This window comes from Actinoallomurus sp. NBC_01490 (assembly GCF_036227085.1).
GTDB lineage: Bacteria > Actinomycetota > Actinomycetes > Streptosporangiales > Streptosporangiaceae > Actinoallomurus > Actinoallomurus oryzae.
The window spans coordinates 11,604,857-11,624,770 of the sequence record NZ_CP109433.1 but is presented as its reverse complement, the minus strand read 5'-3'; the positions used below and the strand labels follow the sequence as shown (position 1 = coordinate 11,624,770).

At 71.4% G+C, this 19,914-nt stretch carries 20 protein-coding genes; 14 read left to right on the top strand and 6 right to left on the bottom strand.

Features of this window, described 5'->3' with window-relative positions:
- From OG417_RS53445 to OG417_RS53420, 6 genes are read left to right on the top strand one after another with little or no spacing between them, the layout of a single operon-like run.
- Window positions 1-1,068: an ADP-ribosylglycohydrolase family protein gene (locus OG417_RS53445; RefSeq protein WP_329247405.1), complete on the top strand. Its 1,068-nt coding sequence runs from the start codon at window positions 1-3 to the stop codon at window positions 1,066-1,068.
- Between the two features lie 17 nt (window positions 1,069-1,085).
- The gene (locus OG417_RS53440; RefSeq protein WP_329247402.1) at window positions 1,086-2,102 is read left to right on the top strand and encodes an ADP-ribosylglycohydrolase family protein; all 1,017 of its coding nucleotides are present in this window, start codon (window positions 1,086-1,088) and stop codon (window positions 2,100-2,102) included.
- Window positions 2,099-3,235 carry an ADP-ribosylglycohydrolase family protein gene (locus OG417_RS53435; protein WP_329247399.1) on the top strand — a complete coding sequence of 379 codons (1,137 nt, stop codon included), beginning with the start codon at window positions 2,099-2,101 and terminating at the stop codon, window positions 3,233-3,235. The genes OG417_RS53440 and OG417_RS53435 overlap by 4 nt, the downstream gene beginning before the upstream one ends.
- Window positions 3,232-4,578 carry an ADP-ribosylglycohydrolase family protein gene (locus tag OG417_RS53430; RefSeq protein ID WP_329247396.1) on the top strand — a complete coding sequence of 449 codons (1,347 nt, stop codon included), beginning with the start codon at window positions 3,232-3,234 and terminating at the stop codon, window positions 4,576-4,578. The genes OG417_RS53435 and OG417_RS53430 overlap by 4 nt, the downstream gene beginning before the upstream one ends.
- A complete protein-coding gene (locus OG417_RS53425) occupies window positions 4,578-5,765 on the top strand; it encodes a CaiB/BaiF CoA transferase family protein (protein WP_329247393.1) in 1,188 nt (395 codons plus the stop codon). The genes OG417_RS53430 and OG417_RS53425 overlap by 1 nt, the downstream gene beginning before the upstream one ends.
- A complete protein-coding gene (locus OG417_RS53420) occupies window positions 5,765-6,601 on the top strand; it encodes an HpcH/HpaI aldolase/citrate lyase family protein (protein WP_329247391.1) in 837 nt (278 codons plus the stop codon). Before OG417_RS53425 ends, OG417_RS53420 begins: the two co-directional genes overlap by 1 nt.
- Before the next feature lie 78 nt (window positions 6,602-6,679).
- On the opposite strand, the gene OG417_RS53415 is transcribed toward OG417_RS53420, so the two are convergent.
- The 3 genes from OG417_RS53415 to OG417_RS53405 all read right to left on the bottom strand — a co-directional run bounded on the left by OG417_RS53415 (window position 6,680) and on the right by OG417_RS53405 (window position 9,345).
- Complete coding sequence (locus OG417_RS53415; protein WP_329247389.1) at window positions 6,680-7,810, bottom strand: serine hydrolase domain-containing protein; 1,131 nt, start codon at window positions 7,808-7,810, stop codon at window positions 6,680-6,682.
- Between the two features lie 441 nt (window positions 7,811-8,251).
- The gene (locus OG417_RS53410) at window positions 8,252-8,794 is read right to left on the bottom strand and encodes an OmpA family protein (RefSeq protein ID WP_329247387.1); all 543 of its coding nucleotides are present in this window, start codon (window positions 8,792-8,794) and stop codon (window positions 8,252-8,254) included.
- Complete coding sequence (locus OG417_RS53405; RefSeq protein ID WP_329247385.1) at window positions 8,791-9,345, bottom strand: hypothetical protein; 555 nt, start codon at window positions 9,343-9,345, stop codon at window positions 8,791-8,793. Before OG417_RS53405 ends, OG417_RS53410 begins: the two co-directional genes overlap by 4 nt.
- A gap of 115 nt (window positions 9,346-9,460) precedes the next feature.
- Here OG417_RS53405 and OG417_RS53400 point away from each other — a divergent pair, with 115 nt between their 5' ends.
- From OG417_RS53400 to OG417_RS53380, 5 genes are all read left to right on the top strand, one after another.
- Window positions 9,461-10,393 carry an LLM class F420-dependent oxidoreductase gene (locus OG417_RS53400; RefSeq protein ID WP_329247383.1) on the top strand — a complete coding sequence of 311 codons (933 nt, stop codon included), beginning with the start codon at window positions 9,461-9,463 and terminating at the stop codon, window positions 10,391-10,393.
- A gap of 30 nt (window positions 10,394-10,423) precedes the next feature.
- Window positions 10,424-10,801: a VOC family protein gene (locus OG417_RS53395; RefSeq protein ID WP_329247382.1), complete on the top strand. Its 378-nt coding sequence runs from the start codon at window positions 10,424-10,426 to the stop codon at window positions 10,799-10,801.
- Window positions 10,802-10,943: 142 nt separating this feature from the next.
- Window positions 10,944-11,534: a DUF6924 domain-containing protein gene (locus OG417_RS53390; RefSeq protein ID WP_329247379.1), complete on the top strand. Its 591-nt coding sequence runs from the start codon at window positions 10,944-10,946 to the stop codon at window positions 11,532-11,534.
- Between the two features lie 42 nt (window positions 11,535-11,576).
- Window positions 11,577-11,771, top strand: coding sequence for a hypothetical protein (locus OG417_RS53385; protein WP_329247376.1), 195 nt, complete (start codon window positions 11,577-11,579; stop codon window positions 11,769-11,771).
- A gap of 148 nt (window positions 11,772-11,919) precedes the next feature.
- Window positions 11,920-13,488 (top strand): DUF4214 domain-containing protein, encoded by a 1,569-nt coding sequence (locus OG417_RS53380; RefSeq protein ID WP_329247373.1) that lies wholly within the window; start codon window positions 11,920-11,922, stop codon window positions 13,486-13,488.
- 328 nt (window positions 13,489-13,816) lie between these two features.
- Here OG417_RS53380 and OG417_RS53375 read toward each other — a convergent pair whose 3' ends face one another.
- Window positions 13,817-14,359, bottom strand: coding sequence for a helix-turn-helix transcriptional regulator (locus OG417_RS53375; RefSeq protein ID WP_329247371.1), 543 nt, complete (start codon window positions 14,357-14,359; stop codon window positions 13,817-13,819).
- A 99-nt stretch (window positions 14,360-14,458) separates the two neighbouring features.
- Between OG417_RS53375 and OG417_RS53370 the strand changes: the two genes are divergently transcribed.
- Entirely contained in the window at window positions 14,459-15,145 is a 687-nt protein-coding gene (locus OG417_RS53370; protein WP_329247368.1) for an alpha/beta fold hydrolase, read from the top strand.
- A gap of 313 nt (window positions 15,146-15,458) precedes the next feature.
- The gene (locus tag OG417_RS53365) at window positions 15,459-17,120 is read left to right on the top strand and encodes a serine/threonine-protein kinase (RefSeq protein WP_329247365.1); all 1,662 of its coding nucleotides are present in this window, start codon (window positions 15,459-15,461) and stop codon (window positions 17,118-17,120) included.
- Window positions 17,121-17,158: 38 nt separating this feature from the next.
- Here the strand turns inward: OG417_RS53365 and OG417_RS53360 are convergent, their stop codons facing one another.
- Entirely contained in the window at window positions 17,159-17,767 is a 609-nt protein-coding gene (locus OG417_RS53360; protein WP_329247362.1) for a TetR/AcrR family transcriptional regulator, read from the bottom strand.
- Between the two features lie 83 nt (window positions 17,768-17,850).
- Here OG417_RS53360 and OG417_RS53355 point away from each other — a divergent pair, with 83 nt between their 5' ends.
- Window positions 17,851-18,882, top strand: a complete 1,032-nt coding sequence (locus OG417_RS53355; protein WP_329247359.1) for an LLM class flavin-dependent oxidoreductase — start codon at window positions 17,851-17,853, stop codon at window positions 18,880-18,882.
- A gap of 106 nt (window positions 18,883-18,988) precedes the next feature.
- Here OG417_RS53355 and OG417_RS53350 read toward each other — a convergent pair whose 3' ends face one another.
- On the bottom strand, window positions 18,989-19,900 hold the full coding sequence (locus tag OG417_RS53350; RefSeq protein ID WP_329247357.1) for an SDR family oxidoreductase: 912 nt from the start codon (window positions 19,898-19,900) through the stop codon (window positions 18,989-18,991).
- Between the last annotated feature and the right edge of the window lie 14 nt (window positions 19,901-19,914).

Genomic DNA, 19,914 nt, shown 5'->3' with positions numbered 1-19,914 from the left:
ATGACGATCGGGGACCGCGCCCGCGGGTGTCTGCTCGGCCTGGCGGCCGGCGACGCCCTCGGGCGCCCCGCCGAGAACCTCACCCCCGAGGAGATCACTCGGAGGTGGGGCCGGCTGACCGAGCTGGAGCCCGGCCCGGACGGCGTCGCGGCGGGCACGGACGACACCGAGTACGCGATCTTCGTGGGGCTGCTGCTGGAGACGTACGGATCGGCGCTCACCAGCGAGGACGTGGTCCGTACGTACCGGGAGCAGATCCTGCCGATCACCGGCCCGATGAAGGGCGCGGGCTTCTCCGAGCTGGGCACGGTCGAGGCGCTCCGCCGTGGCCTGGAGCCGCCGCTGACCGGGCTCTCCCACCGGCACGGCTGGTCCGACGGCCTGGCGATGCGCTCCGCCCCGTACGGGGTGTTCGCCGCGGGCGACCCGGCGGAGGCGGCGCGCCTCGCGGCGGTCGACGGCGCGGTCAGCCAGAGCGGCGAGGGAGTGAACGGCGGCCGGGCGGTCGCGGCGGCGGTCGCCGTCGCGATGACCGGCGCGGACCCGTCGGCCGTGGTGGCGGCCGGGCTGGCCGCGGTCCCGGCCGACTCCTGGACCGCCCGGAGCGTCGGCGCCGCGATCCGCGTGGAGCGCGAGGCGCCGAGCGAGCGGAGTGGCCGGTTGAGGGACGAGACCGGGCGCGGAGCGAGTGAGAAGCCGAGTGCGACCAGAGAACTCGCCGAGACAAGTGAGGACCTCGCACGTCGGCTGCACGATGCGGTGGTCACCCGCCACTACCCGTGGACCGACCTCGCGCCGGAGGCGGTCGCGCTCGCCTTCGCCGCGTACCTGACCGGCGGCGGTGACGTCGAGGAATCCGTGGTGACCGCGGTGAGCCTGGGCCGGGACGCGGACACGACCGCCGCGATCGCGGGCGCGCTCGCCGGCGCCGGCCGGGGCGAGGGCGGCGTACCGGAGCGCTGGGCGCGCGCCATCGGCCCGGCGCGGGGCACGTGCCTGCCCGCGGTCGCGGGCCGCGACGTACGCGAGGTCGCCGACGCCCTGGTGCGGCGGCGGATGAGCGGCTGAGAAGCGGAGGAACAGAAATGTCATCGGGGGATGATCGGGTACGCGGCGCCTTCGCCGGGCTCGCCATCGGCGACGCGGCCGGCTGGCCCGCCGCCCGGCACCGGTGGGCGCTGCTGGCCCCGTGGACCCGCAGGCTCGGCCGGGAGCTCGACACGTTCGCCGAGGAGCACCGCGTCACGGCGCTGCCCGTGCCGTTCGCGCTGAACCAGCCCGTCGCCGCGCTGGGCATCGGCCCGTCCGACGACGCGGAGTGGCTGGCCTGGACCGCCCGGACCCTGGATGAGGACCGCCGGGCCGCGTTCGCCGCGCTGGACGACTCCGTGCGGGCCCGGATCTCGGTCCGTACGGCCCTGGACAACCTGGCGCGCGGGCTGGATCCGCCCGCCAGCGGTCACGACAACCCGCACTACTTCGACGACGCCGCGGCGGTCCGCGCGGTGGCGTTCGGCGCGGCGTCGGCGGGCGACCCGGAGACGGCCGCCCGCCGCGCCCGCGCCGACGCGGAGGTCACCAACGCCGAGGACGGCGTCCACGGAGCCGCCGCGATGGCCGCGGCGGTGGCCGTCGCGGTGGCGGGCGGGTCCGCGATCGACGCCGTCGACGCCGGGCTCGCCGCGCTGCCCTGCGGCACCGCGATCCGGCAGGCCGCCCTGGACGCGCTCGACGCGCCGGGCGACGCCTTCGCCGCGATCCCCGCGCTCGACGCCGCGGTGCAGGACCACGTCTACAGCTACGGGCTGGCCGCCGCGCAGACCGTCCCGGTCGCGCTGGCGCTGACCAGGGCGTCGGCGGGCGACCTGGCCCGCGCCGTACCGGCCGCCGCCTGCCTGGCCTCGCTCGCCGACTCGGCACCCGCGCTGACCGGCGCGCTGACCGGTGCGATCACCGGTTACGCGGCATTGCCCGAACCCTGGCGGGACAACACCAGAGTCCTCGCCGGGTGCTGCCTGCCGGACCTGGCCGGCGCGGACCTCATCGCCATCGCCGACGACGTCGCCGAACGATCCGGTGAACGCACGGAAGGGGAACAATGACGCTCCTGCAGGACAAGGCCGTCGGCGCGATCGCCGGTGCCGCGGTCGGCGACGCGCTCGGCGGAGCCACCGAGGGGTGGACGCCCGAGCAGATCCGCGAGCGCTACGACGGCTGGGTGACGGGCATCGTCCCGCCGTACTTCGCGGACTGGCGCAACGCGCGGCCCATCGCGCCGTACCACAAGGGCGACGGGCACGTCACCGACGACACCCTCATGACGCACGCGCTGATCCGCGTGTACGAGCGGGCCGGCGGGCACCTGGACGCGTACGCCGCGGCGGACCACCTCGTGCCCGAGATGATGGGCGAGAAGCGCTGGATCCCGGAGCTGGAGGCGGAGGCACTGCCGCTGCAACGGGTGTTCCTGGCCGAGAAGTGGCTGGTCCTGCGCCTGCACTACGGCCACATCGACCCGCGCGAGGCCGGCGTGGGCAACATCGTCAACTGCGGCGCCGCGATGTACATGGCGCCGGTCGGCGTCGTCAACGCCGCCGACCCCGACGGCGCGTACGCCGAGGCGATCGAGCTGGCGGGCGCGCACCAGTCCAGCTACGGACGCGAGGCGGCCGGCGTGTTCGCGGCGGCGGTCGCCGAGGCGATGCGGCCCGGCGCGACCCCGGACTCGGTGGTCGCGACGGCGGTCCGGCTCGCCAAGGACGGCACCCGCGCGGCGGTCGAGGCCGTCTGCGAGCGGGCGCGCGACTTCGCGCAGTGGGAGGGGTCGTTCGCCGGGCTGCGCGAGGCGGTCCGCCCGTACGACACGGTCGCCGACACCTACCGCGACCAGGGGCTGGGTGCGCGACGGCCGAGCCGGACGCACAGCATCGAGGAGCTGCCGCTCGCCCTCGCGTTCCTGCTGATCGCGGGCGGGGACTACCGCGAGACCGTGCTCGGCGCGGTCAACTACGGCCGCGACGCCGACTCGATCGCCAGCATGGGCGGCGCCATCGCCGGTGCCCTGGGCGGGACGGACGCCGTACCCGCGGACTGGCGCCGGGAGATCTCCACCGCCAGCCGGCTGGACCTGGAGGCGCCCGGCCGGGCCATCGCGGCGGTGGCCGAGCGCGTCCACGCGGCCGACATCGAGCGCAGGCGTACGCACGAGCGGGCGTTCGAGGGGCTGCTCGTATGAGGCTGACCTGGATCCAGCCGGAGGATCTCGTCGGGCACGAGCTGCGGCAGGCGGAGCAGGACGGCCGGGACGTCTCCGCGATCGCCGACCGCTGGCACGCGGCGGGCGGGCACGACGCGCCGCCCCGCGCCGGCGCCTCCCCGGAGCCGGCCGCGCCGGACCTGCGCGCGCTGGCCGACGAACTGCTCGCCGAGCTGGACGCGCTCCCGTCGCCACGGCACGAGCCGACCGCCCTGCCGGAGATCATCGCGGCCTGCCCGGACTGGCCCGCCGCCACGCGTGCCACGGTCTCGCGAGATCGGGTGTACGGCGCGTGGCTGGGCCGGGCGGCCGGCTGCGTCCTCGGCAAGCCGGTGGAGAAGATCCCGCGCGAGGGCGTCCGCGCGATCGCCGAGGCCACCGGGAACTGGCCGATCCGCGGCTGGTTCACCGCCAAGGGCCTGCCTTCGGAGACCGCGGAGCGGTGGCCGTGGAACCGCCGCAGCGCCGTGAACAGCCTCGCCGAGAACCTCGACGGCACGCCCGAGGACGACGACCTCAACTTCCCGATGCTGGCCCTGGCGCTGCTCGAACGGCACGGCCCGGACTTCACCACCGACGACGTCGCCCAGGCGTGGCTGGACGAGCTGCCCGCCGGTCGGGTGTTCACCGCCGAGCGCGTCGCCTACCGGAACCTGCTGCTCGGCATCGAGCCGCCGCGGACCGCGACGTACCGCAACCCGTTCCGCGAGTGGATCGGCGCGCAGATCCGCACCGACGTGTACGGCTGGGTCAACCCGGGCGACCCCGCGGCGGCGGCCACCATGGCGCACCGCGACGCGTGCCTCAGCCACACGGCCAACGGCGTCTACGGCGCGATGTTCGCCGCGGCGATGTGCGCGACCGCCCTCGTCGCGGACTCGGTGGAGGAGGTGCTGCGCGCGGGCCGCGCGGTGCTGCCCGAGGGTTCGCGGATGGCCCGCGCGGTCGACGAGGCCGTCGCCTCGGCCCGCGCCGAGCCGGACCTCGACCGGGTCCTGGACGGTCTGCACGAGCGTCACGCCGGGCTGCACTGGGTGCACTCGGTCAACAACGCGGCCCTGGTCGCGGCCGCCCTCGCCCACGGTGACGGCGACTTCACCCGGTCGATCGCGGCGGCGGTGGCCGGCGGCTGGGACACCGACTCCGACGGCGCGACCGTCGGCTCGATCGCCGGGGCACTCGGGGGCGCCCCGGGCATTCCCGAGGCGTGGACCGCGCCGCTGCGCGACCGGATGACCAGCAGCCTCACCGGCTTCGACGGCGTGCGGATCAGCGACCTGGCCGAGCGCACCGCCGCCCTCGTGAACGGAAGGGCCGGCTGATGGCGAAACCGCTGGAGGGCGTCCGCGTCCTCGACATCGCGACGCTGTTCGCCGGCCCGATGGCCGCGATGTTCCTCGGCGACTTCGGCGCCGAGGTCATCAAGGTCGAGCACCCGCGCCGGCCGGATCCGTCGCGGGGGCACGGCGCGGCCAAGGACGGCATCGGGCTGTGGTGGAAGATGCTCGGCCGCAACAAGCAGACCGTCACCCTCGACCTGTCCGCGCCGGAGGGGCAGGAGCTGCTGCTGCGCCTGGCCCGCGACGCGGACGTGATCATCGAGAACTTCCGGCCCGGCACGCTCGAACGCTGGAACCTGTCGTACGAGCGGCTCAGCGCGGCCAACCCCGGACTCGTGCTCGCCCGCGTCACCGGGTTCGGCCAGTTCGGACCGTACGCGCGGCGGCCGGGGTTCGGAACTCTGGCCGAGGCGATGAGCGGGTTCGCGGCGATGACCGGCGCGCCGGACGGGCCGCCGACGCTGCCGCCGTTCGGACTCGCGGACGGCATCGCCGCGCTGGCCACCGCGTACGCCGTGATGACCGCCCTGCGCGCTCGCGACGCCGGGGGCAGCGGGCAGGTGGTGGACCTGTCCATCATCGAGCCGATCCTCACCGTGCTCGGCGGCCAGCCCACGGCGTACGACCAGCTCGGCCTCATCCCGCCGCGCACCGGGAACCGGTCGGTCAACAACGCCCCGCGCAACACCTACCGGTGCGCCGACGGCTCGTGGGTGGCCGTCTCGACGTCCGCGCAGAGCATCGCCGAGCGCGTGATGCGGCTGGTCGGCCACCCCGAGTACCTGTCCGAGCCGTGGTTCGCCACGGGCGCCGGGCGGGCCGAGCACGCCGACGAGCTCGACGCGGCCGTCGCCGCGTGGGTCGGCTCGCGGACGCGCGCGGAGGTGCTGGAGGAGTTCGAGAAGGCCCAGGCGGCCGTCGCGCCGATCTACGACGTGGCCGACATCATGGCCGACCCGCAGCTCGCGGCGCTGGAGGCGATCACCACCGTGGACGATCCGGACCTGGGGGCCGTGCGCATGCAGAACGTGCTGTTCCGCCTGTCGGGCACGCCGGGCGCCATCGAGTGGAGCGGGCGTTCGCACGGCGCGGACACCGACCGGATCCTCGGCTCGCTCGGGCTCACCGCGGACGACATCGCGGGGCTGCGCGAACGGGGCGTGATCTGATGCCGACCCTGCTCTACGTCCCGGCCGACCACGCCCGCAGAGTCGAGAAGGCGCTCGCCTCCAGCGCGGACGTCGTGATCCTCGACCTGGAGGACGCCGTCGCGGTCGCGCACAAGGACGCGGCGCGGGCGGCGGTCGTCCGGCTGCTCGCGGATCCGCCGCGACCGGTCCAGGTCCGCGTCAACGACCTGCGCACCCCGTACGGCCGCGCCGACCTGGCCTCCCTGGCGCCGCTGCTGCCGGGCACCGACGGGGTACGGCTGCCGAAGATCGAGTCGGCGGACCAGGTACGGGAGGCGGCGGCGACCGCCCCGGGCGTCGCGCTGCACCCGCTGCTGGAGTCGGCGCTCGGAGTGGAACGGGCTTACGACATCGCCCGCGCCCACCCGCGCGTGGCGAGCATCGGGCTCGGCGAGGCCGACCTGCGCGCCGACCTGGGGGTGTCGGACGACGCAGGCCTGGCCTGGGCGCGGTCGCGGGTCGTGGTCGCGGCGCGGGCGGCGGGCCTGCCCTCCCCGGTGCAGTCGGTCTACCCGGACGTACGCGACCTGGAGGGCCTGGCGGCCTCCTGTCGGGCGGGCCGGGCGATGGGTTTCCGGGGGCGGGCCGCGATCCATCCGGCGCAGCTCCCGGTGATCGCCGAGGCGTACCGCCCGGAGCCCGCCGAGATCGCGGCCGCACGCCGCGTCGTCGAGGCGTTCGCGTCCGCTACGGTCACGGACACGGGCGCGGTCGCGCTGGAGGACGGCGCGTTCGTGGACCTCGCCGTGGTCCGCCAGGCCGAACGCGTGCTCGCCGAGGTCGCCCCCGGCAGGACCGGATCACCGCCCGGCTGAGCTCGGTGGCGTGACCGGCCGCGGACACGAAATCCTCGGATGAGGGATCACCGATGAGGCATCGCTAATGACGGATCGCTACTGCCGGGTCGCGCAGTAGGCGTCCACGGCTGTGTTCCACTGAGCGGTCACGCCAGGCTCGTTGTCCGTGACCAGGCTCACGTGGTATTCGTTGTCGGCCACCACGACCTGGCGTTGGCCGTCCGCGCTACTGATCCAGGTGCTCGCGTAGCCGAGCACCTCGCCCGTGTGGGTGTACACCTCGCCGCATTTCTTGGTGTCGACCCGCCCGACGCCGAGTGCATAGTTGGTGAAGCCGCCCACGGTCTCGAGCTCCTGCTGCTGGGCCGGGGGCAGCAGCTTGCCGGAGAACAGTGCCCGGTCGAAGTCCGCCAGGTCATCCACCGTGGACACGATCGCACCCGCCGGCCCGAACGCCGAGACGTTGGAGAAGGAGATGTCCCGAACCCATTCGTAGCCGTGCAGCCAGTTCCCGTACAGCTTGGGGTCGTCGGTCGGGAAGGTGGTGTTCGTGAGGCCGAGCGGGTCGATGATCCGGTTCTTCACCTCGGTCGCCGGGTCATTCCCGGTCACCGCTTTGATGACCATGCCGGCGAGAATGTAGTTGGTGTTCGAGTAGCCGAACTTGTCCAGGGGCGGCTTCGAGGTGGCGATGTCGACCAGTTTCTGCGGATCCCAGTGCTGGCTGTTGTTCAGGTCCGCAATGTACGCGGCTCGGAACCCGGCGTCCGAGATGTAGTCGGGGAGGCGGCTGGTGTGGTTGAGCAGCTGCCTGATGGTGATGTTCTTGCCGTCGTTGCCGTTCTTGTTCACCACGCCGGGCAGCCAACGGTCCACGGTGTCGTCGAGCGACAGCTTGTGCTCGGCCTCCAGCTGGAGCAGTACGGTGGAGGTGAACTGCTTGGTGTTGCTGCCGATGCGGAACTTCGCCTTCGGGTCCGCTGGCACCCGCATGAACATGTCTCCCCAGCCCGCGTGGGCGTACTCGACGCTGTCGCCGTTGCGGACCATGCCGATGACACCGGGCAGGTTGTTGTCCGACCGCATTTTCGTCACGCCGGCCTGCAGGACTTCACCCGGCGTCTCCGCCTCGGCCCGCGCGGCGGTCGCACCCGCGATACCGGTCGCGCCGATCAACGCGGAAAGGGCGATTATGGCCCCTCGGATGCCGATTCCTCTGTGTTTCACCTATGCCTACCTTCATCTCGACTCTCCCCCGCAGGCAAAATAGCGACGGCCGATTAAATTAGGGTGAAATGCTGATGTCGGCGACCGGGGGAGTCGGTCGATCGTGCTGTCCAGGCTGCCGACGGCCCGCGCGACATTGCGACGCCGACCATTCCATCCCGTTCCATCGCGGCGGCGCGACATGTGCCTGCAATATCTCCATGCTTTGCCGTCGGCATCATCGCGCGAAGCGGACCGCGAATTGGCACATGGAAACACCTATGGCCCGGCGTAATTCTATGGATCACACCGACCGGCCACCAAAAAACCACCGCACCCGCCGACGGTGATGCGCTGGAGGACGGCGCGTTCGTGGACATCGCCGTGGTCCGCCAGGCCGAACGCCTCCTCGCCGAGGCCGATCGGGGAGACTGACACGGCGACGTCCGGGCCGGTCGCGGGTCAGGGCTTCGTGAAGACGATCTCGACTCTCCGGTTCTGGGCGCGGCCCTCGGGGTTGTCCTTGCCGCCCGACTGGTTGGGGGCCACCGGCTTGGTCTCGCCGAAGCCCCTGGCCTGGATCCGGTCGCCGATGCCGCCGCCGAGCTGCTGTTCCAGGGTGGCTCTCACCGCGTCCGCGCGCTTCTTCGACAGGGACCGGTTGTAGCCGGGGTCGCCGATGGAGTCGGAGTGGCCGCCCACCTCGATCGTGCCGACGGAGCTCTTCAACTGCGGCGTCAGCTGGGCGAGCGTCCGGCGGGCGGCGGCCGTGAGATCGGCCTTGTCGAAGGCGAAGAGCAGGTCGGCTGAGATTCGTACGGTAACGCGTTTGCCGTCGTCCTCTGTCGTCTTCAGCGGTTTGACCGAGTCGGCCGGCCGGATCGCGTGGATGGAGGCTGTGATGTTCTGGTCCGTGGGATCGGCCTCGGCGACTCCGGGGAGGGCGACGGTGAGCCCGGTGAGCCCGGAGACAAGTGCGATGGCGCGCAGTGCGGGGTGCTTCATCGCTGAACCGGGATGTCGGAGAACGGCTGCCACGGGTCGATTTGGACGTTCATCGTGGTCACGTTCGCCGGTGGTGCGGCGAAGGTGTAGGTGGCGATTCCCGGGTGGTTGTTGGCGAACGCGGTGGAGATGTCGTCGGACTTGAGTTCGTTGTCCTGGTCGTCCTTCACGACGCTGTAGCGCTTGAGGTTGACCGTGTCGACCAGTGCGGGTTCGAACGACTTCAGTGGGGTCTGGCCGATCAGGTCGTAGATCCTGGGCCGGTCCTCGGAACCCGCCGGCAGGTGCGGGGTGAACCGCAGCGTGAGGACCATCAGCTTGCCGCCTTCGCTCACCCGCATGCTCATGGCGTCGATGTCGACCTTCCCGCCGGGGTACACGGCGGTTTCGCCGGTCTCACTCGCCAGGGGCTTACCGGACGATCGGGGCGCCGAAGGGGCCCCTGTCGGCGCGGTCGCGTGCTTGTCGCCGTCACCGGACGACGCGCATCCGGTCAGAAGGACGCCGGCGGCCACGAGCAGGACCGCCGCCCGTCTGATGTCGATTTCCATGGTCTCCCCCTCGAGCGGATCGGCGAATGCGCACCGCTTCCGCGGCGGGCTTTCTTCACCGCCATGCTCTAAAGCGTCCGCCTGCCCCCGCTACACGCAACCGGCCCTACCGCAAGTGGCGTACGGTGACTGCCTCCGACAGGGGGACGCGTGGCAGAACGCGGGGCTGCAGGCTGGGCGCATGCGGTTGAGCATCAATATCGGGAACTTCACCTCTCCCGGCGGCCCGGACTCCATCGGCCGTTCTCTGCTGGATGTGGCACGGGCGGCCGACGAGTCCGGTATCGACACGGTGTGGGTGGGAGATCACCTGATCCAGGCCAATCCGTATGACACATCGGGCGACGACATGCTCGAGGCCTACACCGCCCTGGGGTTCCTGGCGGCCAGGACCGAGCGTGTCCGCCTCGGGGTCATGGTCACCGCGGTGACCTTCCGCCCGCCGAGCCTGCTGATCAAGGCCGTCACCAGCCTCGACGTGCTGTCGGGTGGCCGGGCGTGGTTCGGGGTCGGCGCCGGCTACAACGAGACCGAGGCGCGGGCGATGGGACTCCCGCTACCGCCGACCGCGGAACGGTTCGAGCGGCTGGAGGAGACGCTACGGCTGGCCCGGCAGATGTGGTCGGGTGTGGAAGCACCGTTCGAGGGTGTGCACTACCGGCTGGACCATCCCACGAACCGGCCGAACTCGCTGTCCCGTCCGCACCCGCCGATCCTGGTGGGAGGCGCCGGCGAGAAGAAGACGCTACGGCTGGTCGCGGCCTATGCCGATGCCTGCAACCTGTTCGACATTCCCGGGCAGGGGGACCTCCTGCGACGCAAACTCGATGTGCTCGCCGGGCATTGCCAGGCCGTGGGCCGCCCGTTCGACGCGATCGAGAAGACCGTGAGCAGCCGCCTCGAGGCCGGCGAAACCCCGACAGCGGTCGCTGAGCGCTGCGCGGCCTTCGCCGAGTTGGGGATCGGCCACATCGTCATGGTCGTCGACGGCGCCTGGACCGTCGAGGCCGTTGAACGGTTGGCCGCGGCGGCCGATCTCATCGCATGACCCGTCCTCGTCCCCCGGAAAGGAGTCACCATGACCGTGGAACTGAATCACACCATCGTCCCCGCCCGTGACCCGCAAGCCTCGGCGGAGTTCCTGGCCGGAATCCTCGGCCTGAGCGTCGATCCGCCGGTGGCGCACTTCACGCCGGTCACGCTGGCCAACCAGGTCACCCTGGACTACGACCGACTGGACGACTTCGAGTCACACCACTACGCGTTCATGGTCAGCGAGCAGGAGTTCGACGCCGCCCTCGCCCGCATCCAGCGCGGCGGAATCACCTACTACGGCGATCCCGCATGCCAAGAGATCGGGCAGATTTATCGCAGTAAGCGCATCGAGGGTCGCAGGGGCACGTATTTTCGCGACCCCGACGGGCATCTCATGGAAATCCTCACCCCGGGCGGCTGACGTCCCTGTCTCGTGCGGGTTCTTGTTTCCCCGGAAGGCGCCAGGTCAGAGGGCGGATTAACGGTGTCGGTGTTCGGCGGGCCTGGTCCTTGTCGGAGGCGCTTTGTAGTCTGGCGGCCTCCTTTCGAGTCCTGGAGTTGACATGACCGTCGCACCATTGCGCGAGACCGACTATTCGCCGTTTCTGCGTACCGACTTCACCGATGATGAGGCCTGGCAGGCGTTGCTGGACGAGGTCGGCGACGACTGGGTGACCGTCATGGAAGACCCCGGCCACCAGGGTCTGTCCGTGGCGGAGCTGCTGGCGTTGGTCCCGGACGGCAGCCGCTATCCGGTGCTCGTCGTGGCCGACGACGTGACGTTCTCCTCCGCCGAGCGCCCGCTGCTGCTGATCGACGTCAATGAGGAGCCCGGCCGTACGTTCCGGGCCGTGCCCGACGCGTTCCAGTCCGCGATCGGCAATCTGTCGATCGCGAACCTGGGCTTCGACGACTATCTCCGCTCCCTCGACGACTCGGGCGTCTACCGGATCTCCGACCGCCAACGCCAGGCGCTGGCCGCCCTCCAGTCCGCGAGCGGGCCGAGCACGGGCACGTCGCAGGTACGCGTGCTGGGCCCGGGAGCCTCACGTGCACGCCTCGGACGACCCACCCAGTCCGCCCAGTCCGCCCAGCCTGCCCGGCCCGCCCGTGCCGCACAGCCGAAGAAGCCGAGCTCGCCGCCGGAATCCTGAGCCCGTATCGTTCGGTTCACGAACAACCGGGAGGGCAGTGACGTGAAGCGCAGGGCGCTCGTCGCCGTCGCGGGCGGGGTCGCGGTCGTGGGGCTGGCGGCCGGGCTTGCCGTCGTGTTCGGTGGGAGCGCGGATGAGCGGCCCGAGGATGTCGTCAGCACCTACTCGACGCAGGATCCGCACGACGTCGCCACGTACTGGACCGACGAACGCATGCGGAACGCCAAGCCCGGCTGATCTCCGAAGACCGTCCGGGCCTTGGCGGACGCGGAAATGCGTTGGCGGGGAGCAACGGTCAAATGATCGTTGAAATGTCGTTCGCCGCCCCGGCCCGATGGTTATTCTCCTGTCCGTTTCGGCGGATTTCGGGGACGGGGGAACAAAGGTGGCGCTTCGACGGTGGGCCCTGGCGACGGTCATGCTGGGGGCGGCGGTGCTCGTACCGGCGACGGCGGCGCACGCCGACGCGGGTTACGTTCCGGGGCAGTTCATCGCCAAGCAGTACACCGAGGCGCTGGGCCGCCTCCCCGATCAGGTGGGCTGGCAGGGCGACGTCGCGTACTTCGAGTCCGACGGCTGCAACGCCACCACGCTCGCCAACGTCGGCCGGTCCATCTACACCTCCTCGGAGTTCACCGGGCTCGGCTACGACGACGCCGCCAAGGTGCTCGCCCTCTACCGGGGATCGGTCAACCGTGAGCCCGACAAGCCCGGCTTCGACAACTGGATCGGGCAGCTCAAGGGCGGCATGGCCTGGTCCACCGTCGTGGACAAGTTCTTCACCGGCGGGGAGTTCGCCGCGCTCGTTCCCAAGATCTGTACGGGTGTCAAGGACGGCAGTGGCTCGTCGTACCAGTTCGGCACGGTCCCGGCGCTGACGCTGCCGACCAGCGGCAGCGGGTTCACCGGGTCCGGCGCCGAGCTGCAGCAGACCCTCGACGCCACGCCGAAGGGCGGCACGGTCTACCTCGCGCAGAAGGCCGTCGTACGGCTCGGTGCCAAGCTGCGGATCCCCGCCGGAGTCACCTTGGCGACAACCGGCCGTCCCGACCCGCGCCACTACGCGTCGATGGGCCGGCTCGTACGCGACGGCGCGTTCAACGACCGGCTCGTCGAACTCGGCGACGGCGCCCACCTGGAGAACGTCTGGGTCGACGGCGCGCGGGACACCCCGGAGAACTCCGACGCGAGCCGCGACAACGTCGTGCTCGACGGCGGCACGGGCACCTCGGTCACGAACAGCAAGATCTCCAACTCCGCCGGCCCGCAGGCCGTGTACGCGCTGGGCGCCTTCGACGGGTATGCCTGCGCCGACGTCAGGATCAGCGGGAATGTGATCACGGCCTACTCCAGCGACCACGTCAAGACCAACACCTGGAGCGACGGCGTCGCGGTGACCTGCCAGGACGCAACGGTCAGCGACAACCAGATCGTGGACGCCTCCGACGTCCCGATCGTGCTCTACCGCTCGCAGCCGGTGACGGGCGCCACGGTCGCCCAGCGGTCGAGGGTCACGGGCAACACGGTGCTGAACGCGGGCAACTCCGCGTACGGCGGCCTCGGCCTCGACCCACTGCCCTCCGACACGCCGGGGACCGTCGGCTTCACCGGCGCGACCATCAGCGGCAACACGATGTGGACCAGCCCGAACGCCCACTACGTCATCGGGCTGGTCGACGGGACGCGCTCGTGGTTCGGGCCCAAGTCCAACACCGGCAGCGGCGGCGAGATCTCCGCGAACACCACCGGCTCGCAGACCGCCCGGGTCGTCACCGGCATCGGCGCGACGGGCATGCTGAACACCAAGATCACCGGCAACACGATGAAGTGGAGCCACGTGAGCGGTGTCAGCAGGTGCCCGAACGTCGACTTCGCCGCGTCGATCTCCGCCGGCACCGCCTCGGGCACGTTCTCGCCCACCCCGGTCGACGTGGCCTTCGACAGCTGCGTCTAGGGCGCGTGTCGAAGGTGTTGGTCACGGCCACTCGTCGATGGCCGCGAAGAGGACGTTGCCTCATAGCGGGATCGCGAACCTGCGCAGATGGCCGGTTTCCCAAGGACAGGCTCAGGACTGGTCCGTCACGGCGGCGGTAAAACGCGCCCCGGGTGCCGCAACCGCGGCACGCAGTTCCTCTCCACCATCAACGCGGAAGGCGAACGGCACCCTCACCAGCCATTCCTACGCGTACATGTCCGGGTTGCGGGTGCTGCCGACCAGCACGCATCCGTCCCCCAAGGGCTCAAGGCGCCCCATGGGCGGCCGGATCCACGGGCCACCGCGGTCAGGAGGGTCGAACACCACCCTCCGCCTCCCACTCGTTGCCGGCCTCGCTGCAGTACGTGACCAACACTCGGCGCCGGGCCACGACGGCGTCGATGAGTTCGCTGGTGATGGCCGGATCGGGGCGGGCCGAGTACGGGGGTCCGGTGCGGCCGACGCGTACTCCCGCAGCGTTGCCGCCTGTTGGCCGACGCTCTCCGGAAGCGCCTTGACGACCTTGCCCAGGGCGGTGCCGACCAGGTCGTCGGTGTCGGCCGCGGCCGGCTGGCCGCTGAGTACCGCCATCACCAGGCCGAGGGCCTCGGACTGCGTGAAGTGCACAGGGGGCAACCTCGTCCCACGCCCCAGCCGGTACCCGCCATGCGGCCCCCCGGGCCGACTCCACGGGGATGCCGGCCTCTCGGAGGATCCCGACGTACCGGCGCGCGGCTCGCTCCGTGACACCGAGCCGCACGGCGAGTTCGCCGGCCGTCGTACCGGGGCGGGTCTGGAGGATCTCCAGGGTGCGCAGCGCACGCGCGGTGGGGCTGAGATCGTTCGGCACGGGAGCAGGCTAATCCGTGGTCGCCGGATAAACCGGCGGTGGATTGTCCGGATCTCCTCCTACGGTGACATCCATGACGCTGGAGAAGGGGAACTGACCATGGACATCCTGCTCATCGGTGGCCTGTGGCTGAACGGATCCGTGTGGGGCCGCGTCGCGTCCGCGCTGGAGACGCTCGGCCATCGCCCCGTGCCGCTCACCCTCCCGGGCCAGGGGAACGGCTCTGTGTCCGCCACGCTCGACGACCAGTTGGCGGCGGTGCTCGACGCGGTGGACGCGGCGCCCGGCAAGCCCATGGTGGTGGGGCATTCCGCTGCCTGCACGCTGGCCTGGCTGGCCGCCGACCGGCGGCCGGAGCGGCTGGCCAAAGTCGCCCTTATCGGCGGTTTCCCGACCGCCGACGGTCAGCCGTACGCCGACTTTTTCGAGGTGAGAGACGACGTCATGCCCTTCCCCGGCTGGGGCCCGTTCGAGGGGCCGGACGCTGCCGACCTCGACGACGGGGCCAGGCGAGAGTTGGCGGCTGCGGCGATCCCCGTGCCCGCAGGCGTGGCCAAGGGAGTGGTGCGGCTGGCAGACGAACGGAGGTTCGACGTCCCGGTCGTGGTCGTATGCCCGGAGTTCACGCCCGCACAAGCGCAGGAGTGGATCAACGCTGGCGACGTCCCGGAGCTCGCCCGGGCCAAGCACGTCGACTTTGCCGACATCAACTCAGGCCACTGGCCCATGGTCACCCAGCCTGCCGAGCTGGCCCGGATCCTGGCTGCGGGGGCCAACGCGGCCTGACAGGGGAATCACCGGGCACGAGCAAGACCTGTGTTGGCGCCGCTGTGCCGATTCAGCGCCGTTCAGGTCTCTCGCAGGAGTATGAGGACGTCTGGTGCGCGTTCCGCATCCGGCGATCACGCAAGCCGGTGACCGTGCCCGCCACGAGATCGGTGCCGGTAACTCGATTGGGGGCATGCGCGTTCCGTAGGGCCGGAACGCGCGGCCAAGGTGCCTAGCGTCGCCTCGTCGGTATTCGCGTTCCGGCCCGCCCGGCGGGCGAACGCCCAACCGTTAGGACCACGGATGAAACCCCGATTGGCGTCGTCAGGAGGTGGGCATCGTGGCCAGATTCGCGGCCCTTGGCGTTGACGATCCACGCGCCGTCGCCGGATATGTGCTGCGGGCTCGTCTCGGCGGTGGTGGCATGGGCCAGGTCTACCTTTCGTTCAGCCCCGGTGGGCGAGCGGTCGCCGTGAAGGTCGTCCGGCCTGAGTTGGCCGATGACCCGGAGTTCCGCCGCCGGTTCCGCCGCGAGGTGGAAGTCGCACAGCAGGTGCAAGGCCCGTACACCGCTCCGGTGCTGGACGCTGACCCGGAGGCGCCACGCCCGTGGCTCGCCACCGCCTATATCGCCGGGCCGACGTTGCAGGAGGCGGTCATGCGCCACGGCCGGCTGCCCCAGCCGGCCGTGGCGCGGCTGCTGGCCGGATGTGCCGAGGCGCTGGCCAGTGTGCACGCGGCCGGGCTGGTACACCGCGACTTCAAACCCGGCAACGTCCTGCTCGCCGACGACGGCCCCCGGGTCATCGACTTCGGTATCGCGCGTGCCGCGGACGCCAGCACCCTCACCCACTCCGGCCTGATGATCGGCACTCCATCGTTCATGGCCCCCGAGCAGGTCAAGGGGCAGGAGATAACCCCGGCAGCCGACGTGTTCGCCCTCGCCCTCACCGCCTACTACGCCGTCACCGGGCAGAGCGCCTTCGGGGACGGCATCGCGGCCAATCTCGCGTATCGGATCGTCCACGAGAACCCGGAGCTGAACGGCTGCCCGCCGGACCTGCGCCCGCTGCTGGCCCGATGCCTGGACAAGGATCCGGCCCGCCGCCCGGGCACCACCCAAATCATCGAACAGGCCCGCGTGCTGGTGCCGGACGAGCAACCCGAGGCGGGGACATGGCTGCCCCCGGTGATCGCGACCACCCTGACGCAGTACCGCCCCGCTACGCCGCCGCAGGACGTTCCGCCTCATCCCAGCACACTCCAGAACGCGGATGCCCGAACCCGGCCGGCGATCGCACCATCCGTACCGGCACATGGCTCCGGCCCGTCCATGCCGTACGCCTCGACGGGGAACCGCGCCATGCTCCGGCGGGACGGCGCGCCCCGCCGGCCGCTACTGATCGCGGCGGCCGCCGGGATCGCGGTCTTCGCGGTCGGCCTGGTGGCGCTGGCCGTCCTGCCGAAGGGACACTCCGGCGCCGAGACGAAGAACCACGGCTCGCCGGTCACGCACGCCGGCGCCGCCGAGACGCCGGCGAGCGGGGGGAGTCCTTCATCGGCGTCCTCGTCTCCCACGCCCTACGGCGGCCAGTTCGTCCAGGAGTACAAGGACGTCACGTTCTCGCTCCCGGGCGGCGGGAGCATCTCCGGGGTGTACTTCACCGACAACGGCCCCAAGGTCACCACGGACAATGTCGAGGCGGACGGGGCGGACCTGCAGTACTTCACCGTCTCGGACCCGGAACTCCGGCTTCGGTTCGACAGCGTCGAGATGGCGTCGAGCACCGGTCCGGCGGACGCCGGCGCCTGTTACGACGCCGTCAACCGCAGCCCGATCGCCGGCGCCGTCAGTTACCCCAGCCTCAAGATCGGAGCGGTGTTCTGCCTGACGAACACCATGAGCAACCAGCTCACCTACATCCGCCTCACCGGTAAACGCCCCGGCCGCCTGACCTGGAGCGCCACCGGCTGGCTGTCACAGTCCGAATAGCCAAGATCCCCAAGCTCAACTCATTCTGAAACGATCAGTTAGCGATACAGCGCGCGCAAAAAAGTGTCCACCACGCTCTCGACGTACCCCTTCGTGACCGGCCGGCGGGACAGCAGCCGCCGGTAGAAGATGGGCCCAAGCAGCAGGTCGTCGATCAGGTCCGCGTCCCGTCCGTCCTCGGCCTCCCCGCGCTCGACCGCCCGCTGGACGGCCGCGTGCACGGGCCTGCGGCGCTGGGCGGTGAAGTCGGCCAGCAGCCGGGCGATCTCCGGGTCGCGCTCGGCGGCGTCGATGAGCGCCGGCACGAGCGCGGCCGTCGGTGGCGTCGTGATGATCCGGACCAGGTCGTGGCCGAACCCCACCAGGTCGCCGCGCAGGGAGCCGCTGTCGGGCGCGGTCGCCGACGGGACGATCGCCTCGATCGCGGCGAGGAGTACCGCGCGTTTATCCGGCCAGTGCCGGTAAATCGTGGTCTTGGCCGCGCCCGAGCGGGCCGCGATCGCCTCGACGGTCGTTCCGGCGAAGCCGTGCTCGGCCAGCAGTGCGACCGCGGCGTCGATGATCACTCGCCGTGAGCGTACGGCGCGGGGGTCGCTCGACGCCCGGTGCGGGTCGCCCGACGCCTTGTTGCTCGGTGCCTTCGTCATCCCCGTCCCTTTCGGCCTTGCGGGCACTCTAGCAGTTCGCTACGCTACCGTAGCGTAGCGAACTTCCCCTCAGGGAGGCGACCATGAAGTTCGGCGTCGAGATCCCCACCTGCACCGCCGGCATGATGCATCCGGCCCGTTTCGCCACCGTGGACGAAGTGATCGACGTCGCGGTCGAGGCCGAGCAGCTCGGCTACCACGACGTCGGAGGCAACGACCACCTCAGCACGATGCGGTTCGTCCGCGACGCGTGGCCGGACCCGCCCGACTACTTCGAGCCGCTCGTCACGCTGGCCGGCGTCGCCGCGCGCACCTCCGTGGTCCGGCTGAGCACCGCGATCCTCATGCTGCCGCTGCGCCAGAGCGTGCTGCTCGCCAAGCAGATCGGCACGCTCGACCACCTCAGCGGCGGCCGCGTCACGGTCGGCGTCGCGGTCGGCGGCTACCGCGACGAGTTCGAGGGCGTACGGCCGGACCTCGCCAAGGCCTCGCGCGCGGACCTGATGCGAGAGCGGCTGGAGGCGCTGCGCCTGCTGTTCACCGAACGCCGGGCGACCTACCACGGCACGTACGAACGGTTCGACGACGTCGAGATGTATCCCAAGCCGGTCCAGTCGCCGCTGCCGATCTACTCCGGCGGCAACGCCGACGGCTCGATCCGCCGGGCGGCCGAGCTGTGCCAGGGGTGGCTGCCCGCCAAGCTCGGCCCGGACCGCATCCGCGAGGGCCGGGCGAAGCTGGAGACGTACGCTCGCGCGGCGGGCCGCGACCCGGCGGTGATCACCACCGCCCTGCAGTCGGTCGTCTGCCTGGGCGACACGGCGGAGCAGGCGCGCGAGACGTTCCTGAAATCCTCCTTCGACCTGTTCCGCACCTCACTGAAGGACACGATGACCAAGGGCGTCGACGTCGAAAAGTACTTCGACCTCAACCTCGTCGGCACACCCGACGAGGTCTGCGCCAAGATCGCCGCGTTCGCGGAGGCGGGCGTCGAGCACTTCTGCGGGCTGCTGTTCGTCGGCAACACCGTGGCGGAGATGCGCGACCAGATCCGTACCTTCGCCCGCGAAGTCCTGCCCGCCTTCCCCGAGCGTCCGGCGGCGGCCGCCCGATAGCCTCGTGCAGGCAGAGGCAGGAGAAAATCATGCCGTTCGCCGTCGATCTGAGCGCCGGCACGATCGAAGCGGGACGACCGCTTCGTCCGCTATTAGAACGCGTCGCTCAGACCTGCGCGAAGTAGTGCCCGTGGTCCAGGTCCTCGATGAGACCCGGATGCGCCGGCTCCCAGCCGAGGACCTTCCGCGTCACCTCGCTGGAGGTCGGGTTGTCCGCACCCGCGAAGGCGCCGAGGAAGGCGAAGCGCTCCGCGGCGTCCGCCGCGGAGATGCCGTCCGTGGGCACGCCGACGCCGCGCCCGATGGCCGCCGCGATGTCACGGAAGGGGACGCCCTCCTCCGCGACCGCGTGCAGCCGGCTTCCGGCCGGTGCGGTCTCCAGGGCGAGCCGGTACACCCGCGCCGCGTCGAGCGTGTGCACCGAGGGCCACCGGTTGGCGCCGTCGCCCACGTACGCCGACACGCCGGACCGGCGGGCGATGTCGGTCAGGACGTGCACGAAGCCGTGGTGGTCGAGCGAGCTGTGCACGATCGGGGGGAGCCGGACGATGGAGGACCGTACGCCGTGTTCGGCGAGGCCGATCACGTAGTTCTCCGCGTCGACCCGCGGACCGCCGGAGCCGAAGTCGGCCTCGGTGCCCGGCCGCCCGGTGACGCCCGCGAACGTGAGCATGAGCGTGCCGGAGGAGATGACGAACGGCTTGCCCGTCCCTTCGAGCGCCGAGCCGAGCGCCTCGACGGCGGCCAGGTCGGCGGCGACCGCGGCCGGGAAGTTCCCGGTCCTCATCTCGTCGTGCTTGAAGGCGAGGTGGATGACGCCGTCGGACGCCTCGGCGGCCTCGCGCAGCCCGTCGAGGTCGTCCAGGTCGCCGCGGCGCACCTCGGCGCCGGCGGCCGCGACCGCCTCGGCCGCGCCGTCCGAACGCGCCAGCCCCACGACCTGATGCCCGGCCCGCAGCAGCTCGGGCAGGACCGCCGAGCCGATGTGCCCGGACGCGCCGGTCACGAAAACACGCATGGGAAACCCTCCCG